This is a genomic window from Roseovarius sp. W115, from assembly GCF_032842945.2.
Lineage (GTDB): Bacteria > Pseudomonadota > Alphaproteobacteria > Rhodobacterales > Rhodobacteraceae > Roseovarius > Roseovarius rhodophyticola.
This window is the reverse complement of record NZ_CP146606.1, coordinates 285,173-306,426: the sequence shown is the minus strand read 5'-3', so window position 1 is coordinate 306,426 and position 21,254 is coordinate 285,173. Positions and strand designations below refer to the sequence as shown.

21 protein-coding genes are annotated in these 21,254 nt (G+C 59.2%); 8 read left to right on the top strand and 13 right to left on the bottom strand.

The window, feature by feature from the left end; genetic code table 11:
• Position 1 precedes the first annotated feature (1 nt).
• From RZS32_RS01580 to RZS32_RS01520, 13 genes are all read right to left on the bottom strand, one after another.
• Positions 2-1,438 (bottom strand): ammonium transporter, encoded by a 1,437-nt coding sequence (locus RZS32_RS01580; RefSeq protein WP_317055287.1) that lies wholly within the window; start codon positions 1,436-1,438, stop codon positions 2-4.
• Between the two features lie 498 nt (positions 1,439-1,936).
• Positions 1,937-2,680 carry an aminotransferase class III-fold pyridoxal phosphate-dependent enzyme gene (locus RZS32_RS01575; protein ID WP_317055286.1) on the bottom strand — a complete coding sequence of 248 codons (744 nt, stop codon included), beginning with the start codon at positions 2,678-2,680 and terminating at the stop codon, positions 1,937-1,939.
• Positions 2,680-3,300, bottom strand: coding sequence for an aminotransferase class III-fold pyridoxal phosphate-dependent enzyme (locus tag RZS32_RS01570; protein ID WP_317055285.1), 621 nt, complete (start codon positions 3,298-3,300; stop codon positions 2,680-2,682). The genes RZS32_RS01575 and RZS32_RS01570 overlap by 1 nt, the downstream gene beginning before the upstream one ends.
• A gap of 21 nt (positions 3,301-3,321) precedes the next feature.
• Entirely contained in the window at positions 3,322-4,425 is a 1,104-nt protein-coding gene (locus RZS32_RS01565) for a mandelate racemase/muconate lactonizing enzyme family protein (RefSeq protein WP_317055284.1), read from the bottom strand.
• Complete coding sequence (locus RZS32_RS01560) at positions 4,422-5,015, bottom strand: dimethylsulfonioproprionate lyase family protein (RefSeq protein WP_317055283.1); 594 nt, start codon at positions 5,013-5,015, stop codon at positions 4,422-4,424. The genes RZS32_RS01565 and RZS32_RS01560 overlap by 4 nt, the downstream gene beginning before the upstream one ends.
• A gap of 3 nt (positions 5,016-5,018) precedes the next feature.
• On the bottom strand, positions 5,019-6,128 hold the full coding sequence (locus RZS32_RS01555) for a mandelate racemase/muconate lactonizing enzyme family protein (RefSeq protein WP_317055282.1): 1,110 nt from the start codon (positions 6,126-6,128) through the stop codon (positions 5,019-5,021).
• Complete coding sequence (locus RZS32_RS01550) at positions 6,125-6,409, bottom strand: cupin domain-containing protein (protein ID WP_422395930.1); 285 nt, start codon at positions 6,407-6,409, stop codon at positions 6,125-6,127. Before RZS32_RS01550 ends, RZS32_RS01555 begins: the two co-directional genes overlap by 4 nt.
• Positions 6,406-7,518, bottom strand: coding sequence for a mandelate racemase/muconate lactonizing enzyme family protein (locus tag RZS32_RS01545; RefSeq protein WP_317055281.1), 1,113 nt, complete (start codon positions 7,516-7,518; stop codon positions 6,406-6,408). The genes RZS32_RS01550 and RZS32_RS01545 overlap by 4 nt, the downstream gene beginning before the upstream one ends.
• A gap of 125 nt (positions 7,519-7,643) precedes the next feature.
• Entirely contained in the window at positions 7,644-8,765 is a 1,122-nt protein-coding gene (locus tag RZS32_RS01540; protein WP_317055280.1) for a mandelate racemase/muconate lactonizing enzyme family protein, read from the bottom strand.
• A complete protein-coding gene (locus RZS32_RS01535) occupies positions 8,762-9,352 on the bottom strand; it encodes a dimethylsulfonioproprionate lyase family protein (RefSeq protein WP_317055279.1) in 591 nt (196 codons plus the stop codon). The genes RZS32_RS01540 and RZS32_RS01535 overlap by 4 nt, the downstream gene beginning before the upstream one ends.
• Positions 9,349-9,948, bottom strand: coding sequence for a dimethylsulfonioproprionate lyase family protein (locus tag RZS32_RS01530; RefSeq protein ID WP_317055278.1), 600 nt, complete (start codon positions 9,946-9,948; stop codon positions 9,349-9,351). Before RZS32_RS01530 ends, RZS32_RS01535 begins: the two co-directional genes overlap by 4 nt.
• Positions 9,945-11,030 (bottom strand): alcohol dehydrogenase family protein, encoded by a 1,086-nt coding sequence (locus RZS32_RS01525; RefSeq protein ID WP_317055277.1) that lies wholly within the window; start codon positions 11,028-11,030, stop codon positions 9,945-9,947. Before RZS32_RS01525 ends, RZS32_RS01530 begins: the two co-directional genes overlap by 4 nt.
• Before the next feature lie 74 nt (positions 11,031-11,104).
• Positions 11,105-13,555 (bottom strand): FAD-dependent oxidoreductase, encoded by a 2,451-nt coding sequence (locus RZS32_RS01520; protein ID WP_317055276.1) that lies wholly within the window; start codon positions 13,553-13,555, stop codon positions 11,105-11,107.
• Between the two features lie 71 nt (positions 13,556-13,626).
• Here RZS32_RS01520 and RZS32_RS01515 point away from each other — a divergent pair, with 71 nt between their 5' ends.
• The 8 genes from RZS32_RS01515 to RZS32_RS01480 all read left to right on the top strand — a co-directional run bounded on the left by RZS32_RS01515 (position 13,627) and on the right by RZS32_RS01480 (position 21,215).
• Positions 13,627-14,514, top strand: a complete 888-nt coding sequence (locus tag RZS32_RS01515; protein ID WP_317055275.1) for a MurR/RpiR family transcriptional regulator — start codon at positions 13,627-13,629, stop codon at positions 14,512-14,514.
• Positions 14,511-15,599, top strand: coding sequence for an aromatic ring-hydroxylating oxygenase subunit alpha (locus RZS32_RS01510; protein WP_317055274.1), 1,089 nt, complete (start codon positions 14,511-14,513; stop codon positions 15,597-15,599). The genes RZS32_RS01515 and RZS32_RS01510 overlap by 4 nt, the downstream gene beginning before the upstream one ends.
• Positions 15,592-16,422 (top strand): hypothetical protein, encoded by an 831-nt coding sequence (locus tag RZS32_RS01505; RefSeq protein ID WP_317055273.1) that lies wholly within the window; start codon positions 15,592-15,594, stop codon positions 16,420-16,422. Before RZS32_RS01510 ends, RZS32_RS01505 begins: the two co-directional genes overlap by 8 nt.
• 76 nt (positions 16,423-16,498) lie before the next feature.
• The gene (locus RZS32_RS01500; protein WP_317055272.1) at positions 16,499-17,239 is read left to right on the top strand and encodes a sulfotransferase family protein; all 741 of its coding nucleotides are present in this window, start codon (positions 16,499-16,501) and stop codon (positions 17,237-17,239) included.
• A gap of 33 nt (positions 17,240-17,272) precedes the next feature.
• On the top strand, positions 17,273-18,715 hold the full coding sequence (locus tag RZS32_RS01495) for an aldehyde dehydrogenase family protein (RefSeq protein WP_317055271.1): 1,443 nt from the start codon (positions 17,273-17,275) through the stop codon (positions 18,713-18,715).
• A 31-nt stretch (positions 18,716-18,746) separates the two neighbouring features.
• Positions 18,747-19,967: a Coenzyme F420 hydrogenase/dehydrogenase, beta subunit C-terminal domain gene (locus RZS32_RS01490; protein ID WP_317055270.1), complete on the top strand. Its 1,221-nt coding sequence runs from the start codon at positions 18,747-18,749 to the stop codon at positions 19,965-19,967.
• A complete protein-coding gene (locus RZS32_RS01485) occupies positions 19,964-20,809 on the top strand; it encodes an ADP-ribosylglycohydrolase family protein (protein WP_317055269.1) in 846 nt (281 codons plus the stop codon). Before RZS32_RS01490 ends, RZS32_RS01485 begins: the two co-directional genes overlap by 4 nt.
• A 19-nt stretch (positions 20,810-20,828) precedes the next feature.
• Positions 20,829-21,215, top strand: coding sequence for a carboxymuconolactone decarboxylase family protein (locus RZS32_RS01480; RefSeq protein ID WP_317055268.1), 387 nt, complete (start codon positions 20,829-20,831; stop codon positions 21,213-21,215).
• Positions 21,216-21,254 lie beyond the last annotated feature (39 nt).

The window sequence follows — 21,254 nt, the reverse complement described above, 5'->3', positions numbered from 1 at the left end:
TCTATGTTAGCAGTCCGAGACGCTTGGCCTCTTCGATATCAGCCTGCGAGATTGCAATCGCGTCCATTTCCTCGGCGATTTCCTCGCTCATATCGAGACCGACAAGTTCGACCGCTGGCGGCACACGCAGCATGCCGAGCCCCATCAGGATCTTTGAGACGATCCACGCTGGAATAAAGCCCAGAACGATGAACATGATGCACGCGCCCATGAACTGACCCCACGGTGTGATGACCGCAACGGTTTCATGATAGGCCGCTGTTGCCGGGTGACCCCAAAGCATGAAGCCACAAATCACCAGGCCGATGAAGCCTGCGTAGCCGTGCACGGCGATCGCGCCAACCGGATCGTCGATCTTGAACTTGCGCTCGACCCAGAAGTGAAGCTTGTAGGCACAGACCGCGCCGATACCACCAATGATCATCGCTTGGATCGGGTGATAAAGGTCATTGCCCGCTGAGGCTGTGATCACCCCTGCCAGACCGGCCGAGTAGGTCCAGAACGCTTCACCCTTGGACACCACATATCCCGCCAACAGGCCGCCGGATAGAGACATCAAGAAGTTGAAGACAATCGCGGAAAGAGTTGTTGGTGTTAGGTAAATCGTTGTCGCAGTAAAGTTCACGACACCTTCGGCTCCGCCCAGAGACTGGTGGTCGATGATTGGCACGTTACAGGCCACGTAGAAGCCCCAGAACCCGCAATAAATCAGGAAAAGACCGATTGTGACCAGCCACTTGTTGTGCGGGTTGATGTTGCGTGGGGTGCCATCAGGGGCAAACTTGCCGATCCTCGGCCCCAGCACACAGACCACACCGAGGGCGAAACCGCCTGCGATGGCGTGGATCACACCAGATGCATAGGCATCGTGATAGCCCAGTTGTGTGACCATCCAGCCATCTGGGTGCCAGCCCCAGGCCGCGTCGATGATCCAAGTGCATGAACCGATGACAACGGCAAGGATCCAGAAGGCTGATGGCCGGATACGTTCTATGGTCGCGCCAGAAACGATGGAGGCTGCGGTCCAGCTAAACAGCAGGAATGCCGCCCAGAACACACCGTTGAGACGGTTCCAGAAGCCATTGCCAAGTTCAACGCCATATCCTTGAGCGGACTCCAGTGCCGGTCCAGGTCCACCGAGGTGCGTGCCCATCAGTTCTGACCACGGCACAGCATTGTCAGACTGTGTTATGCCGCCAGTGATGCCAGGCCCGTTTGGAAAGGCAAAGTAAATCCACCACCCAAAGAAGAAGAACGTCACCGTCACCAGCGGAATGAGCATGGTGTTCTTCATCAGAGTGTGAACGTGATTTTTGTGACGTGTCGCGCCGACCTCATACATACAAAAGCCGACGTGAATCAAAAACATCAGCGGAATGGTGATCCAGTAGTAAAATTCGGTAAAGATCACCGTAAGCGCACCGATATCGGTATCCATTAACTGTCCTCCCGTTTGCGGGGCGTTTGCTGATGTTTTAGGGGTTCGCTTTCGAACCAGAGCAAATCGCCCGTGTCTTGTGTCCCGGCTCGATCAAGCCACATTCGCCCCGTCTTTGCTTGGGGGAAGACAAGGCGAACACAGGGCAAGTTTGCCTATTAATTATGCGGTTAGCTAGAAAAAAGAGCAGAGTTTAAAAAATTTCTTCCCCAAATGAATAAAATATTCCTTTTTAGCAAAGCCTTGCGCTGCGTGACTCAAAGTCCCGGTGTCGTCGGGCGCAACCTAACAGTGACGGTTTCGACTTGAGTTTTGGCGGATTTGAAAATGCGTAACGCCGATTTTCCGACACGCGCCTCGTCGAAGGAAGACCGGACAAAGTGCTTAAAGCGTTCGACCCAAAACCTGCATCACAGCTTTGGGTCGAATGCAGCGCAAGATATGCGTGTCGCGTGCGCCCTGCCTTTATCTGATGTCCCAGGTTAAAGGCAGGACGTTTTAGGGCTGATAGTGTTCGTCCGCGATCTCGAGCGTTCGATCAAGTATCTCCAACCCGAGATCCAGATCCTCACGACGAATATTCAAGGGTGGTGTGAGGCGAATGCAGTTTGAGAAGAATGACAGATAAAGCCCCTCATTCATTGCAAATTTCATCATCTCGGACATGGGCGCAGCAGCGTCTCCCTTGGCTGCGAAGGGCACCAGCATCTCGCGGGTGTCGCGGTTCTTGACCAACTCGATCGCATTGAACATGCCCTTGCCACGAATATCACCAATGCAAGGATGCTTGTTGGCCAGCTTGGCCAGTTCTGAACGCAAGTACTCCCCAGAAGCGGTCGCTTGCGCCAGAGTGCCTTCTTCCTGCATGGCGCGAATGGCTGCTACGCCTGAGGCACAAGCGAGTGGGTGACCGGCGTAGGTCAGTCCTCCAGGCAGGGGATAGTCCTTCAGCCAGTCAGCCAGTGTTTTGGAGACAGACATCGTGCCCAATGGGACGTACCCCGAATTGATCCCCTTGGCCGAGCTGAGGATATCTGGTGCTACGTCCCAATGATCGCAGGCGAACCATTCACCGGTACGTCCAAACCCGGCCATCACCTCATCAAAGATCAGCAAGATGCCGTGCCGGTCACAGGTTTCGCGGATGGATTGCAAATAGCCATCGGGGGGTACAAGAATGCCGTTGGTGCCCACAATCGGCTCCAAAATCACCGCGGCCACAGTTTGCGGGTTTTCGTACATCAAAAGTTCTTCAAGATGCGGGCCCCCTGACTCACCGGGCAGTTTGCGCTGTCGGTATGTCCCATTGGGCAGCGATAGCAATAGGGGTCCAGCATGCGCACCACACCCGGCATGTCGCCACGGGTCAGATGGTGGCGCGGATCGCCTGTCAGGCTCAGCGTGCCGCCGGTGGCGCCGTGATAGCTGCGATAGCGGGCGATGATCTTGGAGCGGCCTGTGTAGTGTCGGGCCAGACGGATCGCCAATTCATTGGCCGCAGAACCGCCTGTGGTGAAAAAGGTGGAGGTGATCGGCTCTGGCGTGATCTCAGTCATGAGGGCTGCCAGTTCCGAGCGCACGTCGGACCCCATGGCCGGGCCGATATAGCATAGCTTGTCGGCCTGATCCTTGATCGCCTGCACGATCTTGGGGTGCTGATGGCCCAGGTTGGCGTTCACCAGTTGCGATTGGAAATCGAGATAGCGTTTCCCAGTGCTGTCCCAGAACCAGCTTCCTTCAGCGCCTGTAATCACCGGCGGCTTGCTGCCTTGTTTGGACCAGCTTTGCAGATAGTGATTGGCGTGCATCTCTTGCACCCAGTCGGGATCATGCGTCGGATATTCATTTGAAAATTCAGACATGCCAGCGGTCCTCATCAGGGGTCAATCAAAGATATGGGCAGGCGCGCCCAGAACGGCGTCATCCACGGTGATCCCAAGGCCGGGGCCTTCGGGCACAGCAATGCGGCCATCCTGACGCACGGGCGCATCGGGCGCGATGCGGGGGGCGACGTAGTGGTTGAGATCGCAGGTGTTCATCAAGCCACGCGCCGGAGTGGAGGCGGCCAGATGCAGGCTCGCGGCGGTGGTGATGTCGCTGCCCCAGCAATCTTCGATACACATCTGAGTGCCTTGGATCAGACACATCTCACGCGCCGCGCGAATGACGGAAATCCCGCCGAATTTCGAGAGTTTCAACGCCACGGCGTCCATACAGCCTTTGGCGTGACCGTCCAGCAAGGTCGGAATATCATGCGCCGTTTCATCTAGTTTCATGGGAAGACCTGTGGCACGGCGTACATGGGCGCATTCCTCAATCGTCGCACAGGGCTGTTCGAGCATCACGTCCAGATCGCGCACGGCCCGGCCAACGCGCGTGGCCTCAAGCGCGCTCGCCCCGCAATTCCAGTCGCCATAGAACAAAGGTCCGGCTCCGACTTCGGCGCGCACCGCTTTGAGGCGCTCAACATCCGCCTGCCAATCTGCATCCGCGCCAAGCTTGACCTGAAACTGGGTGATGCCCTGATCCTGCGCGTCGCGGGCCATGCGTGCCATCTCTTCTGGGGCCACGCAGGTGATGGAATGATAGACCGGCATATCCGCCACCATGCGCCCGCCCAAAAGTGTATAGAGCGGAAGGTTGGCGGCCTTGCCCGTCAGATCCCAGAGCGCCATGTCGATGAGCGATTTGGCATAAGGGTGGCCTTGCAGATATGCGTTGAGCCGGTCCATCACCGCCGCGGGGCCAATCGGATCAGCCCCCAGCAGAACCGGCGCCATTTCTTCCACCGCGGGGGCCGTGCCGCGCCAATAGGCCGGCAAATATCCCGGGATCGCACAATATTCCCCCCAACCTTGAAGGCCGGTATCTGTTTCGATGCACAGGATCACCGATGGCGTGTCATCGCACGTCTTGCCATCCGCCATGTAGTAGGTTTCATGCGCTGTCAGCGGCACGTCCCAGAGCGTGAGCTTGGTAATCTTCATGACGCTCCTCCGTAAAACGTCGATTTGTCCATAAGACCATCGCCGCGCCAATAAGCGGCGGCCAAGAGTGGTCCGGGGTTCATGCGCGCCGAATGGCGTTGCCAGGGCGTGTGATGCGCGACCTCACCAGCGCGCAGAACCCGCGTGCCAACGCCATCGCTTGTCAGATTGCAGGATCCAGCCAGCATAACGTACCATTCTTCAGGCGCATGCGCGTGATCCGGATAGATCAACCCTTCGCCCCAGAACCCAACAGAGATGCGCATTTCGTCCGACAGGTAGAGTCCGCTCGGCGAGACCACATTCACAAAGGCATAATTGGCGAGGTAATGCGCGTCGAACCCATCGGTTTCGGTATAGCTTTGCGTCCAGGGCAGATGCGGGATCGCGCGCATCAGCGCCTGTGTGGCGGGGGCCGTAAGGTTAGAAATCTCGTGGCAACGCGCGGGCAATGTATCACATACAGGATGTGGCATAGGCCGCGCTTCCGAAGAGATTTCTAGACCCTCCATGCGATCTGCGAACCAAGACAGGTCTCCGCCAATGTGTCGCGCCAACTGCGTCAAAGCTGAGAGGAGGGCCGCCGTCATCGGTTACCCCTCATAGACGGCCGCAGGTGCGCCAAGCGTGTCAGGCTCGGGGGCCACCCCAAGCCCAGGCGCGCTGGTCGGGGTGGCAAAGCCCTGTGCGTTGCGCGCGCCTTGTCCCGGCACAGGATCATCGCTCAGATGGTAGTGACAGAGCCAAGACGCCAGTCGGTTCTCATCTGGCGTTGACGCCGCAAGATGAATGGCAGCGGTGTCAGCCAGAGCAGACCCGCCCACATCCTCGATATGCATCTGCCAACCCACCGAGACGCCAAAATCCCGGATCTGACGCGCGCGGGTCAGACCGCCTACACGGTTGGGCTTGACCTTGACCCCTTCGCAAGCACCCAGTTTCCACGCTTCTAGATGATCGGGAAACGTAGTCATGCATTCGTCCAGCATGATCGGATTTTGCACCCGTTTGGCCACATGCGCGCATTGATCGAGCGTCTTACAAGGCTGTTCGACCCAATCGCGCGCGGCAACCGAGTTGAGAACTTCAATGGCCATGGCGGGCGTCCAGGCCCGGTTAACGTCAAAGGTGAGACGGTGACCTTTGGGCAGGGCGCTTGATATGCCTTCTATGCGTGCGATATCCACGTCAGGCTCACTGCCGCCGACCTTGGCGGAATGCACGGTGTAGCCCTTGGCTGCGGCTTTTTCGATAAGGGCTATCATCTCCTCGGGTGTGCCGGTGGAGATAGAGGAATTGACCGCAACCGGGGTCGCCTCTGCACCGCCCAGAAGTTGCCAGAGCGGCAGGCCTGCGACTTGTCCCAGAATGTCCCAACAGGCGATATCGATCGGCGATTTGGCATAGGGATGCCCCGGAAGTTGCGTGTCCATCACTTTGTTCACATGATCCAAACTGCGCGGATCACACCCCAGAAGCGCGGGTGCCAGTGTTTCGATTCCCGCTCTTACCCCAGGGCCATGTGCTGGTAGATAGGTATGCCCCCAGGGGCACCCCTCTCCCCAGCCGCTAAGACCCTCATCGGTGTCGATGCACACAAATGTGCTGTCGAGCCGGTCAAACCGCAAGCGCCCGCCAGACAGAAAGTAGGGTTCGGCAAGCGGCAGATCGCGCTGCCAGACGGTGATGCGGGTGATTTTCATTTTAGTTCAACTTCAACGAACGACATTTGTGTTTCCCCGGAGTTGATAACGTTGTGCTCGACGCCCTTGTCTCTTGCATAGGCCGTACCACCCGGCACCGTGACCTCACGCGAGGTGCCGCCGGGTTCTTCGAGGCGCATGTGGCAATCGGTGAGCGCGGTGATCACATAGTCCTTCCCGTGTGTATGCCATCCGGTTTGCTGACCAGGTTCGAAATCAAACCGCGTGACGCGCGTGCGGTCATCATCGATCAGTAGGATGGTGGTGCAAGTCATAGTCATGTCGCGTCTCCCCAAGTCGCAACTGGCTCGCCAAGGGCCTTGAAGTCTGGCGTGACGCCAAGACCTGGCGTGTCCGTCGCATAAAGCTTGCCGTCTTTGGTGGTTGGGCCACCTATGCCGGTGGGGCGTGTGTTGTAGTTCATAAGATCGGTGGAATTGATCAGGTATTCCTCAGGCGTAGAGGCGGCGAAATGCGCAACAGCGGCGGAGGTGATTTCGCCACCCCATGTGTCTTCCGAAACCACGGGGATACGGTTCTCCACCAAGAAATCCCGTACGCGGCGGGCTTTGGATAACCCCCCGAGGTTGGAGATTTTCAGGCAGCACATCTCCGCGCCATGATCAGCCACAATGCGCTGAGCCATGCGAAGATCCGTGACACACTCATCGAGCTTCATCGGCTGGGTGGCCACGCGACGCACCTGTTGGCACTCCTCGTACGTCTTGCAAGGCTGTTCGAGAATGAAATCGAGATCACGCGTGGCCCGCGCCACCCGAATGGCATTGTCGACCCGCCAGCCCTGATTGGCGTCGGCCATGGCCTTTTCGCCCGGCTTCAACAGAGGCACGGTGGCGCGGATACGTTCGATATCTGTGGCCCAATTCGCGCCCACCTTGATCTGAAACTGGCGATATCCTGCGGCCCGGTGGCGCTCCATTTCAGAAATGGTTTCATCGTGCGAGCGTTGCGGGGCGACGCGGTACATGGGCGCGCCATGGGTAAGCTTGCCACCCATGAGCATCCAGACAGGCTGCGATGTAGCCTTGCCGAGAATGTCCCAGAAAGCGGCGTCTAAGGGGGCTTTGGCATAACCGTGCCCCTGGACGATGTGATCCATCAGCCGTTCCATGCGGGCGACCTGTCGCGGGTCTTCGCCCAGCAGATGAGGGGCTGCAAGTCGGGCAAACGCCTCGACCCCCTCGGAGTGGGCGACCATATAGTTTTCTCCGCAGGGCGTGAATTCTCCGCATCCTTGCACGCCTGCATTTGTGTCGACCACGATGACCGATGCAGTGGCGACAGAAATGGCATTGCCTGCGCCCCACGCATAGCTGCCGTCCACGTAGGGTAATTTGGTTTTGTAAAGACGGATGCGAGTGATTTTCATGGCTTAACTTTGGTGGGTTGCGCCGCCTTCGGCGTCGCCGTGGGCGGGGGCTATCCGCCCCCCACGTCGAAACTCTTGTTTCGACGCTCCCCCCGAGGATATTTCGGGCAAAAAGAAAGAGGGTTTCAATCATAAACAGCCACTGGCGCGCCGAGCGCCTCCATATTTGGGGAGACGCCAAGGCCGGGCGCTCTGGGAGCTGTTGCGCCGCCGTTTTTGACGGGCGCATCGAAACACGCAAAACGGGCTGTGGTCATGGCACGCGTGTCAAGCGCGTAGCGTAGCAAGCGGCGCGGTGTGGACTGGGCTATGTGCAGGATGGTGGAAAAGGCAATCTCGCTGCCTACCGTGTCTTGCACAGAGATCACCAATCCTGCGCTGGCCGCGATGGTGCGTTGTCGGATCATGGGGGTGATGCCCCCTTGTTTTGAGGTTTTGAGACCTACTCCATCGCACAGATCCTGTGAAATCGCGTGGATCAGGTCGGCCTCGGATTGCACCAGCTCATCAAGCAGGATCGGCACAGAGCACCGTGCGCGCAGGCTTTGGGTTTCGCCCCAGGTCGCGCACGGCGCTTCAAGCACAAAATCAAGTCTGTCAGGCAAGAGCGACAGCATCCTCAACGCGTGTTCTGGGTTAAGCCCAGCATTGGCATCGGCCAGGAACCATTCGCCGGGCTGCCGGTCTGCAAGACATCCCTTGATCCGCTCTGCATCAAGGGCTGGGCCGCCCTCGGATTCGGGCGCTCCGATTTTGATGGAATGGCCCAGAAAGCCCTCGGCGCGGTGGGCGGCGACCTTGGCGCGCATGGCCTCAGGGGTGTCGCTACCGATGGAGGAGATCACCGGTACAGACCCCGCATTGCGCCCGCCGATATGATCGCAGAGTGCCTGACCCGCGGCTTTGGCGGAGATGTCCCAGCAGGCGACATCCAAAGCGCAGCGCGCGTCGCGGTGGCCCGTAAGTGCCGCGCGCATAAGATCCCACAGCTGGTCGTGATGGCGCGGATCGCGACCGAGAAGTACGGGCGCAAGCTGGGCGATCCCAGCGCGGGTTCCCGCGGCATGAGCGGCGATATAGGTGGACCCAAAAGGCGTGCTTTCGCCCCAACCCTCCAGCCCCTCATCTGTGATCACCCGGGCGATGGTGGCGTCATACGTGTGGTATTCCCGTCCACCGGAGAGCCGGTAGACACCACCGGCCACGGGCAAGTCCACCTGGTATATCTCGATGCGCGCAATCTTCATGCCGACAGGCTTGGCATTTCTGCCAAATCCCCTCCGCGCCAGAAGACACAAGTAAGCACCGCGCTGTCTTGTGTGGTCATTGCGTGGGGTTGCTGGGTCAAATGCAGCCGCGTCTGGCCGGGGCCGAGGGTGGCATCAGGGGTGCCATCTGCATGAAAGAGAGCCTCGCCCGAGATCACGGTATAGAGTTCTTCGGCGGCGTGGTGATGGCGTGGATAAAAGAGGTTGGGCCCCCAGTAAGCGAGGGTCAGGCGGGTCTGGTTTGAGTGGAAATGCCCCTGAGGCCCGGCCAGCTCGCACCAGCAAAAGCGATCGAGAAAATCCTGACCGACCTGAGCCGCAGTATAGCCGTGTCGCCAGTCTGCATGGGGGATCAGCGCTTGTATCGCGGTCAAAAATGCCGAGGACTGCGCCGTGGTGGCGCCTGGCGTCTGGGTGATATGTCGTGTGGCGGGCAGCGCATGGGGCTTGCGCCCGGCCCAGGTCATGTCGTCTGGCCAGGGGCAAAAGGCGCGGGCCTCGGGCAGGGCGGCATGCCAAGCCTGTGCTTCGGCCAAGGCGGCCTCAAAGACCGGCGGCGCGGTCATGAGAGCGCCTCGGGATGGGTCCACACAGGTTTTGTCGCCAGATCGCCACGCCAGAGCACATAGGCCATGATGGGGGTGTCATGGGTGGTCAGAGCATGCGGCACATTGGAGGGGTGATAGGCCGTGTCGCCGGGTCGCAGATGCCGCGAGGGTTGGCCTTCCACGTGAAATTCACCTTCCCCGGCCACCACAAGATAAAGCTCTTCGGCGGGGTGGTGGTGCAAGGGATAGTGAAAGCCGGGCACCTGGTAAATTACGAAACTGCGCATCTCTTTCGCCCCAAGCGGTGTATCGCTCCCAAGCACTTCGTAGCATCCAAAATGCGCGTGCAGCGTCGCGCCATAACCCGTGTCGCGGTAGGTATCGCGCCATTTGGCCTGTGCTGCTGCGGCACAGAGGGCATCGCGAAAGGGCACCAGATCATCGGGTGCAATGAGGCCCGCGTCCATCTGCATCCTGTCGCTCAGCGGGTCGTGATGGGGTGCGCAATCTTGTCGGTGGACAGCGCCGGGAAAGGCGCAGAACTCCAGAAGGGCTGAGATGCGGTCATGGGCGGTCTGCGCCTCTGAGAGCAGCTGATCCCAGGCGTCCCTCATGGCACCACCACGATGTTGCCAGTATGCTCTTTGGCGATGAAGGCGGCTTGGGCCTTGGTGTAGTCTTTGAGCGGGTAGGTGGCGGCCAGCATGGGTTTGATCTCGCCGCGCTCGATATATTTGACCACGTCGTGAAAGACATGCTGCGGGATCACGGTGGAGCCCGTGAAAGTCAGATCACGCAGGTAAAATGTGCGCAGATCAAGCTCGACCATCGGTCCTGCAATCGCGCCGGAACAGGTGTAGCGGCCACCGCGCTCCAGCACGTCGATCAGGGCAGGCCACCCGCCGCCGCCGACGATATCTGCCACCACGGTGATCTTTTCATCGCCCAAAGCGGCGCGCAGATCATCCGGCGCACGGGGCAAAAGCACATCCGGCCCCATCTTGGCCACTTGCGCATGCTTGGTCTCGGACGCCATGGCAATCACCCGTGCGCCGCGCCGCTTGGCCAGTTGAATAAGCGCACCACCCACACCCCCAGAGGCACCGGGGATCAGCACGGTGTCATCTGCGTCTACCTGTGCGCGGGCCATCATGCCCTCGGCGGTGGAGTAGCTGCATTGAAACGTGGCCAGTTCTGCATCACTCAGCGGGCTGTTCACCACCGCGACATCGCGCATATCGGCCATGGTGTATTCGGCATAGCCGCCATCCTTTTCGGACCCAAAATAGCCGGTCTTGTCCAGATTGAGCGGATCAGACCAGTCGCGCACCCAGCCGTCTATCAGTACACGTTTGCCCATCAGACCGGGATCAACCTTGTCGCCCATGGCCACAACTTCACCCACCGCGTCTGCACCCTGAATGCGCGGGAAAGTCAGGGGGCGGCCGCCCCAGGTCGGGTCCTTTTCGTTGACCTCCTGAAATGTCCCGCCGGTGGTGGCCTCATCCACCGCCTTGGAGTACCAGCCGGAGCGCGTGTTGACATCGGTGTTGTTGAGCCCGCAGGCCCCCACCTTGATGACCACATCGGTGGGTCCGGGTTGCGGAGTGGGCCAGTCCTCGTGCCATGCATACATGTCCAGATCGCCGTGGCCGGTCAGTACCATGGCGTTCATCGTGGCGGGCAGGGTGGTCATCGGGCTATCCTTTCAGTGGATAATCGGAAAATTGCAATTTTCCGAGACGTTTTCTTGCAAGAAAACGACATGGCTCACACCTCCACCATCTGCGCATCCGTGCGCGGCAGGAGGCTCTCGGGGTCATAGGCCGGTGCGCCGAGGATACGGCCCTTGCGCGGGGTGCCGGCGATGACGACCTCAATCTCTTGTCCCGGCACATTGGCGTGGGGCTTGATGTAAGCAAAAGCCAGAATCTTGCCCACCATATGCCCATAGGCGACAGAGGCTGTGGAGCCCACGACCTTGCCATCCAGCAACACCGCTTCGCCGCCATGACCGTCCTCAAGCCCATCGGGTTCAATCTCAAGATAAGCGCAAACCCATGGCAAGTCGGTGTTCAGCGTCTTGTCACGGCCAAGATACTCCTTGTCGTCGCGCGCAAATCGCAGCACATCGGCCTCGGCCAGAGTGACTTCATTGGTTAGCTCGCCTGCACCCTTGAAGCCCTTTTCCATCCGCATCGCGTTCATCGCAAAGCTGCCGTAATCGGCGATGCCATGCGCCTCTCCGGCAGCCCAAAGCGCGTCGTAAACATCCAAACAGGCGGCGTCGGGCATGTGCAGCTCCCAGCCCAGCTCTCCGGCATAGGACATCCGGAACGCCCATACCTTATGCCCGGCCAAAGTGATTTCCTGCGCTGAGAGCCAGCGAAAGGCGGCGTTGGACAGGTCCGCTTCTGTACAAGCGGCCAAAACGTCACGAGACCTTGGACCATTGAGAGAGAGCGCCGACCATCCCTGCGACAGGGCCGTGATGGTGACATCTTCACCGTTTCGCTGCTGGGTCAAATGGTCGAGCAGGCGTTGCTCAAAGAACGCCGCACACACGAGGTAAAAACGATCCTCGGCCATGCGCACGATTGTTGTCTCTAGCTCAATCCGCCCGCGCCTGTTGAGCATATGGGTGAGCGTGATGGACCCCACTTTTTGCGGCATGCGGTTGGCGGTGAGCCGATCAAGCAGCGCGTAGGCATCTGGGCCAGAGACCTCGACTTTCGTGAAGGCCGTGACATCCATGATCCCGACGCTCTCGCGCACGGCGCGCACCTCTGCGCCCACCATGTCGTGCACTGCGTTGCGCTTGAAGGAATAGTGATCCTCTTGTGCCACGTCCCCGCGCGCAAACCAGCGGGGGCGCTCAAAGCCATAGACCTCTTCGTAAACCGCACCCTTTTCCTTGAGGCGCTCATAAAGCGGTGAGGGCTTGATGGGGCGCCCGGCAAGGCGGTTGAAATGCGGGAAGGGGATTTCGTGGCGCAGGCAATAATCTTCTTTCGCTTTAATGACTTGCCACTCTTTGTTCGCGTAAGCTCCGAACCGGCGCGGATCATACTCGCGCATTGAGATATCCGCCGCGCCATGCACCATCCAGCGCGCCAATTCGCGGCTCAGCCCTGGTCCCCAGCCAATGCCAATCTGCGTGCCGCAACAGCACCAGTAATTCTTGACCCCAGGTGCCGGACCAATCATCGGGTTGCCATCGGGCGGATGTGAAATGGCCCCATGCACTTCGCGCTGAATGCCAAGTTCTGCAAAGATCGGCATCCGGTTCAGGCTTTCTTCCAGCCACGGCATGATCCGGTCGTAATCGGCATCAAAAAGCCAGTTCTCGTAATGCCAGGGGCATTTATCGAGCCAGACCGCGTTGGGGTTTTCCTTTTCGTAAATGCCGATGAGACCGCGTTTCTGCTCCATCCGGATATAACCCGACACCTTCTTGTCATCGCGAATGACGGGCAATTCGTGGTCGAGCGCCTCAAACTCGGGCACAGGTTCGGTGACAAAATAATGATGCGTCATCGACGTCATCGGCAGTTGCAGGCCCGACCATTCGCCCATTTGGCGGGCATAGGTGCCGCCTGCGTTGACCACATGTTCGCAGGTGATCGTGCCCTGCTCGCTCTCCACCACCCACTCGCCAGTGGCGCTCTGCGTGATGTTCGTGGCGCGGCAGTTGCGGATGATCCGTGCGCCCAGCTGACGCGCGCCAGCGGCCATGGCCATAGTGACGTTGGTGGGATCCACATGGCCATCATCGGGCGTGTAAAGCGCACCAATGACGCCGTCGAGATTGTAGAAAGGATGGTTTTTGCGGATATGGTCCGGGCCCACCAGCTCGATATTGAACCTAAGCGAGCGACCGACGGACAGCGTATGGCGCAGCCAGTCCATTTCATCCTCAGTATAAGCCAGCCGGTAGGACCCGCAGCCGTGCCATGTGACCGCCTGACCAGTTTCGGTCTCCAGCGCGCCGGAATAAAGCCCGATATTGTAATCCACACATTTCCCGAGGCCAAAGGAGGAAGTGGAATGCGTGATCTGCCCCGCCGCATGCCAGGTAGACCCCGATGTTAGCTCTGCCTTTTCAAGCAAAACCACATCAGTCCAGCCCTCATGCGCCAGATGATAGGCCAAGCCCACCCCCATAACGCCGCCGCCAACGATGACCACGCGGGCGTGGCTTGGGAAGGATTTATCCGACATCTGCATTTTCCTGTGAAACGAGTCGTAAATTTGCTCGACAGCGTATGCGTACATGTGTACCGTCGTCAATCATGAATGACACAAATGTATCATCATCAGTTCTCGACCGCCTCTCGGAGGAGTGGGACGCCCTGACGCCCGAGGCGCAAAAGGCCGCGCGCTATGTGCTTGAAAACCCAACAGATGTTGGCGTCTCAACCGTGCGTGAGATTGCCGAAGCCGCCAAGGTGAAGCCCAACACATTCGTGCGTATGGCCCGCCAGGTGGGATTCGAGGGCTATGACGATTTCCGCGAACCGTTCCGCGATGCCATCCGGCGTGGGCAGGTGTCGTTTCCCGACCGCGCCCGCTGGCTGCAAAGCATTTCGCGTTCCGGCGATCTGGGCGGGCTCTATGCTGACATGATCGGCGCGGCCATTCGCAACTTGGAAGACACGTTTGGCGGGATCAGCGCCGAAGACCTCAAGTCTGCCGCCGAGGCCATCTGGAACTCGCGTCAGGTCTTTACCCTTGGTGTGGGTGTCAACAATGCCAACGCCCGCAACTTCACCTATCTTGCCAGCACGGGCATGACACAGTTTCATGCCATTCCGCGCCCGGGGTCAGTTGCTGTGGATGATCTGGCCTGGGCGGATGAACGCGATGTGCTGATCGCCATGACATGCCGCCCCTATCGCACCGAAGTGATCGAAACCGTAAAGCTGGCGCGCGCGCAGGGTATGACCATTGTGGGCATCTCCGACAGCCCCGCCAGCCCGGTCGTGCTCTCAGCGCATCACGGGTTTGTCGTGGCCGCGGACACGCCGCAATTCTTTCCATCCTCTGTTTCGACGATCACACTTTTGGAAACATTGCTGAGCTTCGTGATAGCTGTGGCCAGCGATGAGATCGTCGAACGCGTCGCACAATTCCACAAACGCCGCCATCAACTTGGCATTTATCAGGAGGAGCCGGAATGAACGCCCCCTTGGTCAAATCCCTAGAAGCCCGCTACTACACGGACCCCGCCATTTTTGCGCAAGAAATGACAGGGCTTTTGTCCAGAACATGGCAGTTTGCCGGGCATCAAGGGCAAATCCCCAATGTGGGCGACTATTTTGCGTTTCGGATCGCGGGACAGAACCTGTTTTGCATCCGTGGCCGGGATGAGGTGGTGCGCTGTTTTTACAATGTCTGTCAGCACCGTGCGCATGAATTGGTGAGCGGCACCGGCAACACCCGAGTTGTCGTATGCCCCTACCACGCCTGGACCTATGAGTTGACTGGTGGGCTGCGTGCCGGGCCGAACATCAAATCCGTGCCGGGGTTCGAGAAAAGCCAGATTTGCCTCACTGAGGTGCGCTGCGAGGATTTCAATGGCTTCCTCTTTGTGAACCTCGATGACAACGCGGCCCCCATGGATGACTGGTTCCCCGGCGTGCGCGAGGAACTGCGCGCCTATGTGCCCAATATTGACCGACTTGCGCCACTGGAATGGGTCGAAATCCCGGAAAACTGCAATTGGAAGGTGTCGATTGAGAATTACTCAGAATGCTATCATTGTTCGCTCAATCACCCGACCTTTGCCGAAGGCGTGGTGAAGCCTGAAACCTATGATATTCAACCCTTGGACAAGGGATATGTCCTGCGCCATACGACCGAGTGCCAGAACCTTGATGCGATGACCTATCCCATTGATATGTCTGTGCAGCATGCCGGTGAGTATCGCTCATGGTTCCTATGGCCGATGGTCAGTTTTCAGTGCTACCCGGGCAATGTGCTGAACACCTATCACTGGCGAACAGACGGCGTAGACCGCTGCACCGTGTATCGCGGCTGGTTCACCGAACGTGGCGAGGAAAGCGCGGTTATTCGCAAGCTCGCAATTCAGGATCGTGAAACCACTGTGGAGGAAGACATCCACCTCGTTGAATCCGTCCAGCGCGGTCTTGGATCGCGCGGCTACCGGCCCGGCCCATTGGTGCTGGACCCCGGTTGCGGGGTGAATTCAGAGCACTCGGTGGCAACGTTGCAGCAATGGATGCGGGAGGCGGTGGATGGGTGACAAGATGCTTATGCCCGAAACCTGGCGCTCCGAGCATAAGCTCTTTCCGCAGCAGGTGGCCTTCACGTGCCCGCCCTTCGACTACGATGCAGCTCCCAGTGACTTCCTGCGCATGGCCCCTGACAGTGTCGGCGTGCATGGCTGGATGCTGCATGTGCCGGACTATGTGCATGGGCTGGATCAGCGCAAGCAAAACTTTGGTATGCTTGCAGATTTCGTCCATCTCTGCGCCCGTAACGGCGTTGATGTGGCGGGTCAGGTCGGCTCTAACTGGGTGCATGCCTGCGGACTGGGCGTAGACGGCGTGCGTGATCACTGCGCGCGGCTGTCTGACACGCACGGGGTCCGCTTCCATATGGCGGGTTACGCCATGGTTGAGGCCCTGCGTGCCATGAATGCCGAAAAGGTGGCGCTCAATGCCGCCTATCACTGGCCGGAATGGTGGCAAGGCACAGTCGGGTTCCTGAAAGAAGCCGGGTTCGATGTGCTCTGGGCCGGCAATTTCCATGACCAGGGCTGGTTTGAGAGCCAAGAGGCCGTCAATGACCGTCGCTGGGTGTTTGACGGCGACCTGGCCACCAAGAGCTTCGACTATGTGGCTGAGCAAGCCCCTGATGCCGACGCCTATCTCATCAACGGCATGTGCAATTTTCGCACCGGTCCCGGGGGGCAACCGCAACGCCCGCTGCATCTCACCCCAATGCTGGAGGCGCGTCTGGGCAAGCCGGTGATCGGCCATGACACGGCTCTCTACTGGCGCATTTTCAAGGATCTCGATCTTGCGCCCACGTCGCCACAAGGCCAACTGCTGAACACACTCTAGCTCATGTCTTTCTTCTTGCTCAAAATATCCTCGCCGAAGGCCACGCCCACAGGGCGTGTTGAATGGACACATCTACATGAATAAAATTATCGCGCTCTGGGCTGTGCCCCGCTCCACCTCGACCGCTTTTGAATGGATGATGCGCCAGCGTGGCGATCTGGATTGCCTGCATGAGCCATTTGGCGAAGCCTGGTATCAGGGCGAAGAACCGCTCTGGCAGCGCTTTAAAGAGGGCGATGTCATCACACCGGGACTTACGCTCGAAAGCGTCTGGCAGGACATTCAGGATCGCGCCGCGCAAGGCCCTGTCTTCCTCAAGGATTTTCCACATTATATCAATCACATGTGGGATGCTGAATTTCTGTCGCATTTCACCCACGCGTTTCTCATCCGCGACCCAGCCAAAACCATTACGTCAATGCATAACAAGTGGCCCGACTTTGACGAAGGCGAGGTCGGGTTCCCCGAACAAAGGGCCTTGTTTGATCTGCTCTGGGCCTTGAATGGTGCGCCGTCTCCGGTCTTCGATAGTGACGATATCCTTGAAAATCCCGAACCTATGGTCAAAGCCTTTTGTGACGCCGTGGGTATCCCATTTATGCCGGATGCGCTCAGTTGGGAGCCCGGCGGAGACCCCTCTGAGCATAGCTGGTGGGACGGCGGGTCTTTCCATGCCAATCTGGCGCAATCCACCGGGTTGCAGCGGCAGGAACGGCGCTATCTTGACATCACGGAATGCGCACCGCGCGTGCAGCAGGTTCACAGGCGCATGCGTCCGCATTATGACCGGTTATACGCCCATCGCGTCAAGCTGTGATCCGGGCGTCAAACGCAGACAACAGGACGAATTATGAAAGACTATTGGCAGAACTACATCGACGGAGACTGGGTCGATGGCGGTGCCGGACGGCTTGATGTCATCAATCCAGGAACGGGCGAAAAACTGGCCGAGCAAGCGCTCGCGGACGCGGCCGATGTGGATCGTGCCGTTCAAGCTGCCAAACGGGTGCATGAGAGTGGTGCCTTGACTGACATGCGGCCTGTGGAGCGGGGGCGCATGGTGCAGGAGATCGGCCGCAAGTTTCTGGAAAAGCGCAATGAAATTGCACAGATTCTGACGCTGGAACAAGGTAAGCCGCTTTGGGAGGCACAGCGCGAAATGGACGGCGCGGCGCGGTATTTTGAATATTACGGAAATCAGGCCGAGACCGTCGAGGGTCGCTCGATCCCGCTTGGGTCCGGTTATTTTGATTTCACCCACCACGAACCTTATGGTGTCTCGGCTCAAATCATCCCATGGAACTTCCCGCTGGAGATCGCCGCGCGCTCGCTTTCGGCAGGGCTTGCCACTGGAAATGCCTGCGTCATCAAGACCTCAGAAATGACGCCGCTCAGCAGCTGGATCTTCGGCGAGCTGGCCGAGGAGGTGGGCTTGCCTAAAGGGGCGGTGAACATCCTCTGCGGGCTGGGGCATGAGGCCGGTGCCGCACTCGCGGGTCACCCGGACGTCAACCAGATCGTTTTCACAGGCTCGGTCAAAACCGGTATCGCCATCGCAACAGCAGCGGCGCGCAACATTGTGCCCAGCGTGCTGGAGCTGGGCGGCAAATCCGCCGCCATTGTGCATGACGACGCCGATCTTGAGGCATTTGAGCGCGACATCCGTTGGGGTATTTTCTTCAATGCCGGGCAAGTTTGTTCCGCCATGAGCCGTGTGCTGGTGCATGAAAGCCGTGAGGCGGAAATGGTGGAACGTGCTGTAAAGGTTGCCAAATCCCTCTCCGTTGGTCCGGGCGTCGAACGCATTGAGGGCACCGGCGGCATGGGGGCCATGGCGTCTGAGGCACAACGTGACCGCGCTGCCGATATGGTGGCCGAGGCTGAAGCGCAAGGCGCCCGCGTTGCCACTGGCGGGCGCAAGATGAACATCCCTGGTGCGTTTTTGGAACCGACCGTGATGACACAGGTGACCCCCGACATGACCATCGCGCAGGAGGAGGTATTCGGCCCGGTTCTGTCGGTTATCCCGTTTCGCGATGAGGCCGAGGCCATAAAGATCGCCAACGGCACGCAATACGGCCTCGTGGGCGGCGTCTTTACCCGCGACCTCGATCGGGCCAACCGTGCGGCGCAAAAGATGCGCGCTGGGCAGATTTTTGTGAATGAATGGTTTGCAGGTGGCGTGGAAACCCCGTTTGGTGGTTACGGAAAATCCGGATATGGCCGCGAGAAGGGGCGCGAAGCGTTGTGGAACTACGTGCAGACCAAGAATGTCGCGATCAAGCTGCGGTGATCGGCGGTCATTTGGAAAACGGTGCGCGCGCATGACCAAAGCATATCAAGCAACCTCTGTGCGCGCTGTTGTCGAAAACGGGCTCTGCATCGGATGTGGCCTGTGCGAAGCGTTAGCGCCCGAGCGCTGGGTGATGCGCATGACGGCACAAGGACGCCTCCGTCCGGCGCCAAGGGTGAAGGAAGACCCCCAAGCTGATGCGCCCATTCTGGCCGCATGTCCCGGTGTAGTGGCCGAGGCGGAGGCGCGTGGCGCGTCATCTGATCCGATCTGGGGCAGCTACATGCAAATGCATGAGGCCTGGGCGGGGGATCCTGACCTGCGGTTCAAGGCGGCCACCGGCGGCGCGTTGACAGCTCTTGGGGTGCATTTGCTCAGCTCCGGCAAAGCCGCGTTCATATTGCATTGCGGGGCGGATCCGGCGCAGCCGATGCGCAGCCGCTGGGTGATATCTGAGACACCGGAGGCCGTGCGGGCCAATGCCGGATCACGCTATGGCCCAACAGACACTCTTGCCGGGCTCGAAGTGGCTTTGGCGCGCGGGCAACCTTTTGCGATTATTGCTAAACCTTGTGATGCGGGCGCGGTCAAAGCGCGCGCCAAGTCAGACTCAAGGCTGGATGCGCTGTTGGTCGCACTGCTCGTTATGGTCTGCGGTGGCGCCTCTGATCTTGGTAAGTCCGAGGCTGTTTTGCGGGAGCTTGCCCTGACAGAAGACGATGTCACGCTCTTTCGGTATCGCGGCTACGGTAATCCGGGTCCGACCCGCATTGAGGCGCGGGACGGGCGCTGTTTTGAGAAAACCTACAACGAGATGTGGGCAGATGAGGCCGGCTGGCGCATTCAAACGCGCTGCAAGCTTTGCCCCGATGCTATTGGTGAGGCCGCCGATGTGGCCGCGGCTGACATCTGGCCCGACGCCAATCCGCAAGGAGAGGACGAGGGGTTTAACGGTGTCATCACGCGCACGCCGGCAGGACAAGCACTTGTGGACGCGGCCATTGCGGCGGGCGATCTGGTCAAAGGTCAGGTCCACAATCCGCGCGATTATGATCATTTTCAACCTCATCAAGTGCGCAAGAAACATGCGATTGCATCAAGGCTGCGCGGACTGACCAGCGCGGAACGTCCCGTCTTTGCGCATAAAGGCCTGAGGATTGAGGAACTGGATGCAAAAGACATAAAGGAAGAGCAGGGCGCTGAGGCGCGTGCGCGCGCAGGTCGGTTTGATGATGAGGTGCCAAACCCTTGAATAAAAAGCCCTTCTCTGAGGATCAGGCACGCGGCATGCTGGTTGGGCTGGCCGTGGGGGATGCCTTGGGCACCACGCTGGAATTCACCACGCGGGGACAGTTTGAGCCGATCACGGATTTGGTTGGGGGTGGGCCTTTTGACCTCAAGCCCGGGCAGTGGACGGATGATACCTCAATGGCGATGTGTCTGGCACAAATGCTGCGCTCGGCCAATGGTTGGGACGCTGAGGATGCAATGAAGCGTTTCATCAACTGGCGTGACCATGGCTATTTGTCCTCAACCCGGGTGTGCTTTGACATCGGAAATCAAACCGCTGACGCCCTGCGGCGCTATGAGCAGACGGGCAACCCCTATGCTGGTCCCGTGGAGGACGCGCAGAGTGGCAACGGGGGCATCATGCGGCTGGCCCCTGTGGTGCTGGCTTACGGCGCGGTTAAGGAAAGCGCTATGGCGGTGGCCCAATTGCAAAGCCGCCTGACCCATGCCAGCCCGCGCTGCCAGCAGGCGGCGGCCAATATGGCACAATTCATGGTGACCGGTGACCAAGGCCTGCTGCCCCGGCCCGACGACCCGCCAAAGGATGCCTCCGGCTATGTCATGCACACACTGCACGCAGCCTTTTGGGCGTTGACGCAAGGCCAGAGTTTTCGCGATGTGCTTTTAGCGGCCGTCAATCTGGGCGGGGATGCCGACACAGTGGGCGCTGTCACCGGGCAGTTGGCAGGCCGCATCTACGGCTATAGCGGCATTCCCGAGGGCTGGCGCAACCGCCTGCATGACCATCTGAAAATCAGAACAGCGGCGGATGATCTTTATGCACTCCGCCCCATTGACCAATGATCACGGAAAGGATCGTATCATGAGCTTGTTTGACGAAGACCTCTTCCTCAAGGGGCTGAAACAGCGCAAGGCCACCTTGGGCGCTGAATATGTTGAGAAAAATCTGGCGGCAGCGGATGAATTTACCCAGCCCTTCCAGGAGGCGATGACGGCCTGGTGTTGGGGGTTTGGTTGGGGTGACGATGTGATCGACGCCAAGACGCGCTCAATGATGAACCTCGCTATGATCGGGGCTTTGGGCAAGATGAATGAGTTCGAAATCCATTGCCGTGGGGCGATCACCAACGGGGTGAGCAAGGAAGAAATTCGAGCGATTGTGCATGTGATTGCGATCTATTGTGGTGTGCCGCAAGGGCTGGAATGCTTCCGACACGCGCGCAAAGTGCTCGAGGAGCGCGGGCTTTAAGCACTACCAGGTCGCATCAGGGCTTGAAGGCAGGGCGCT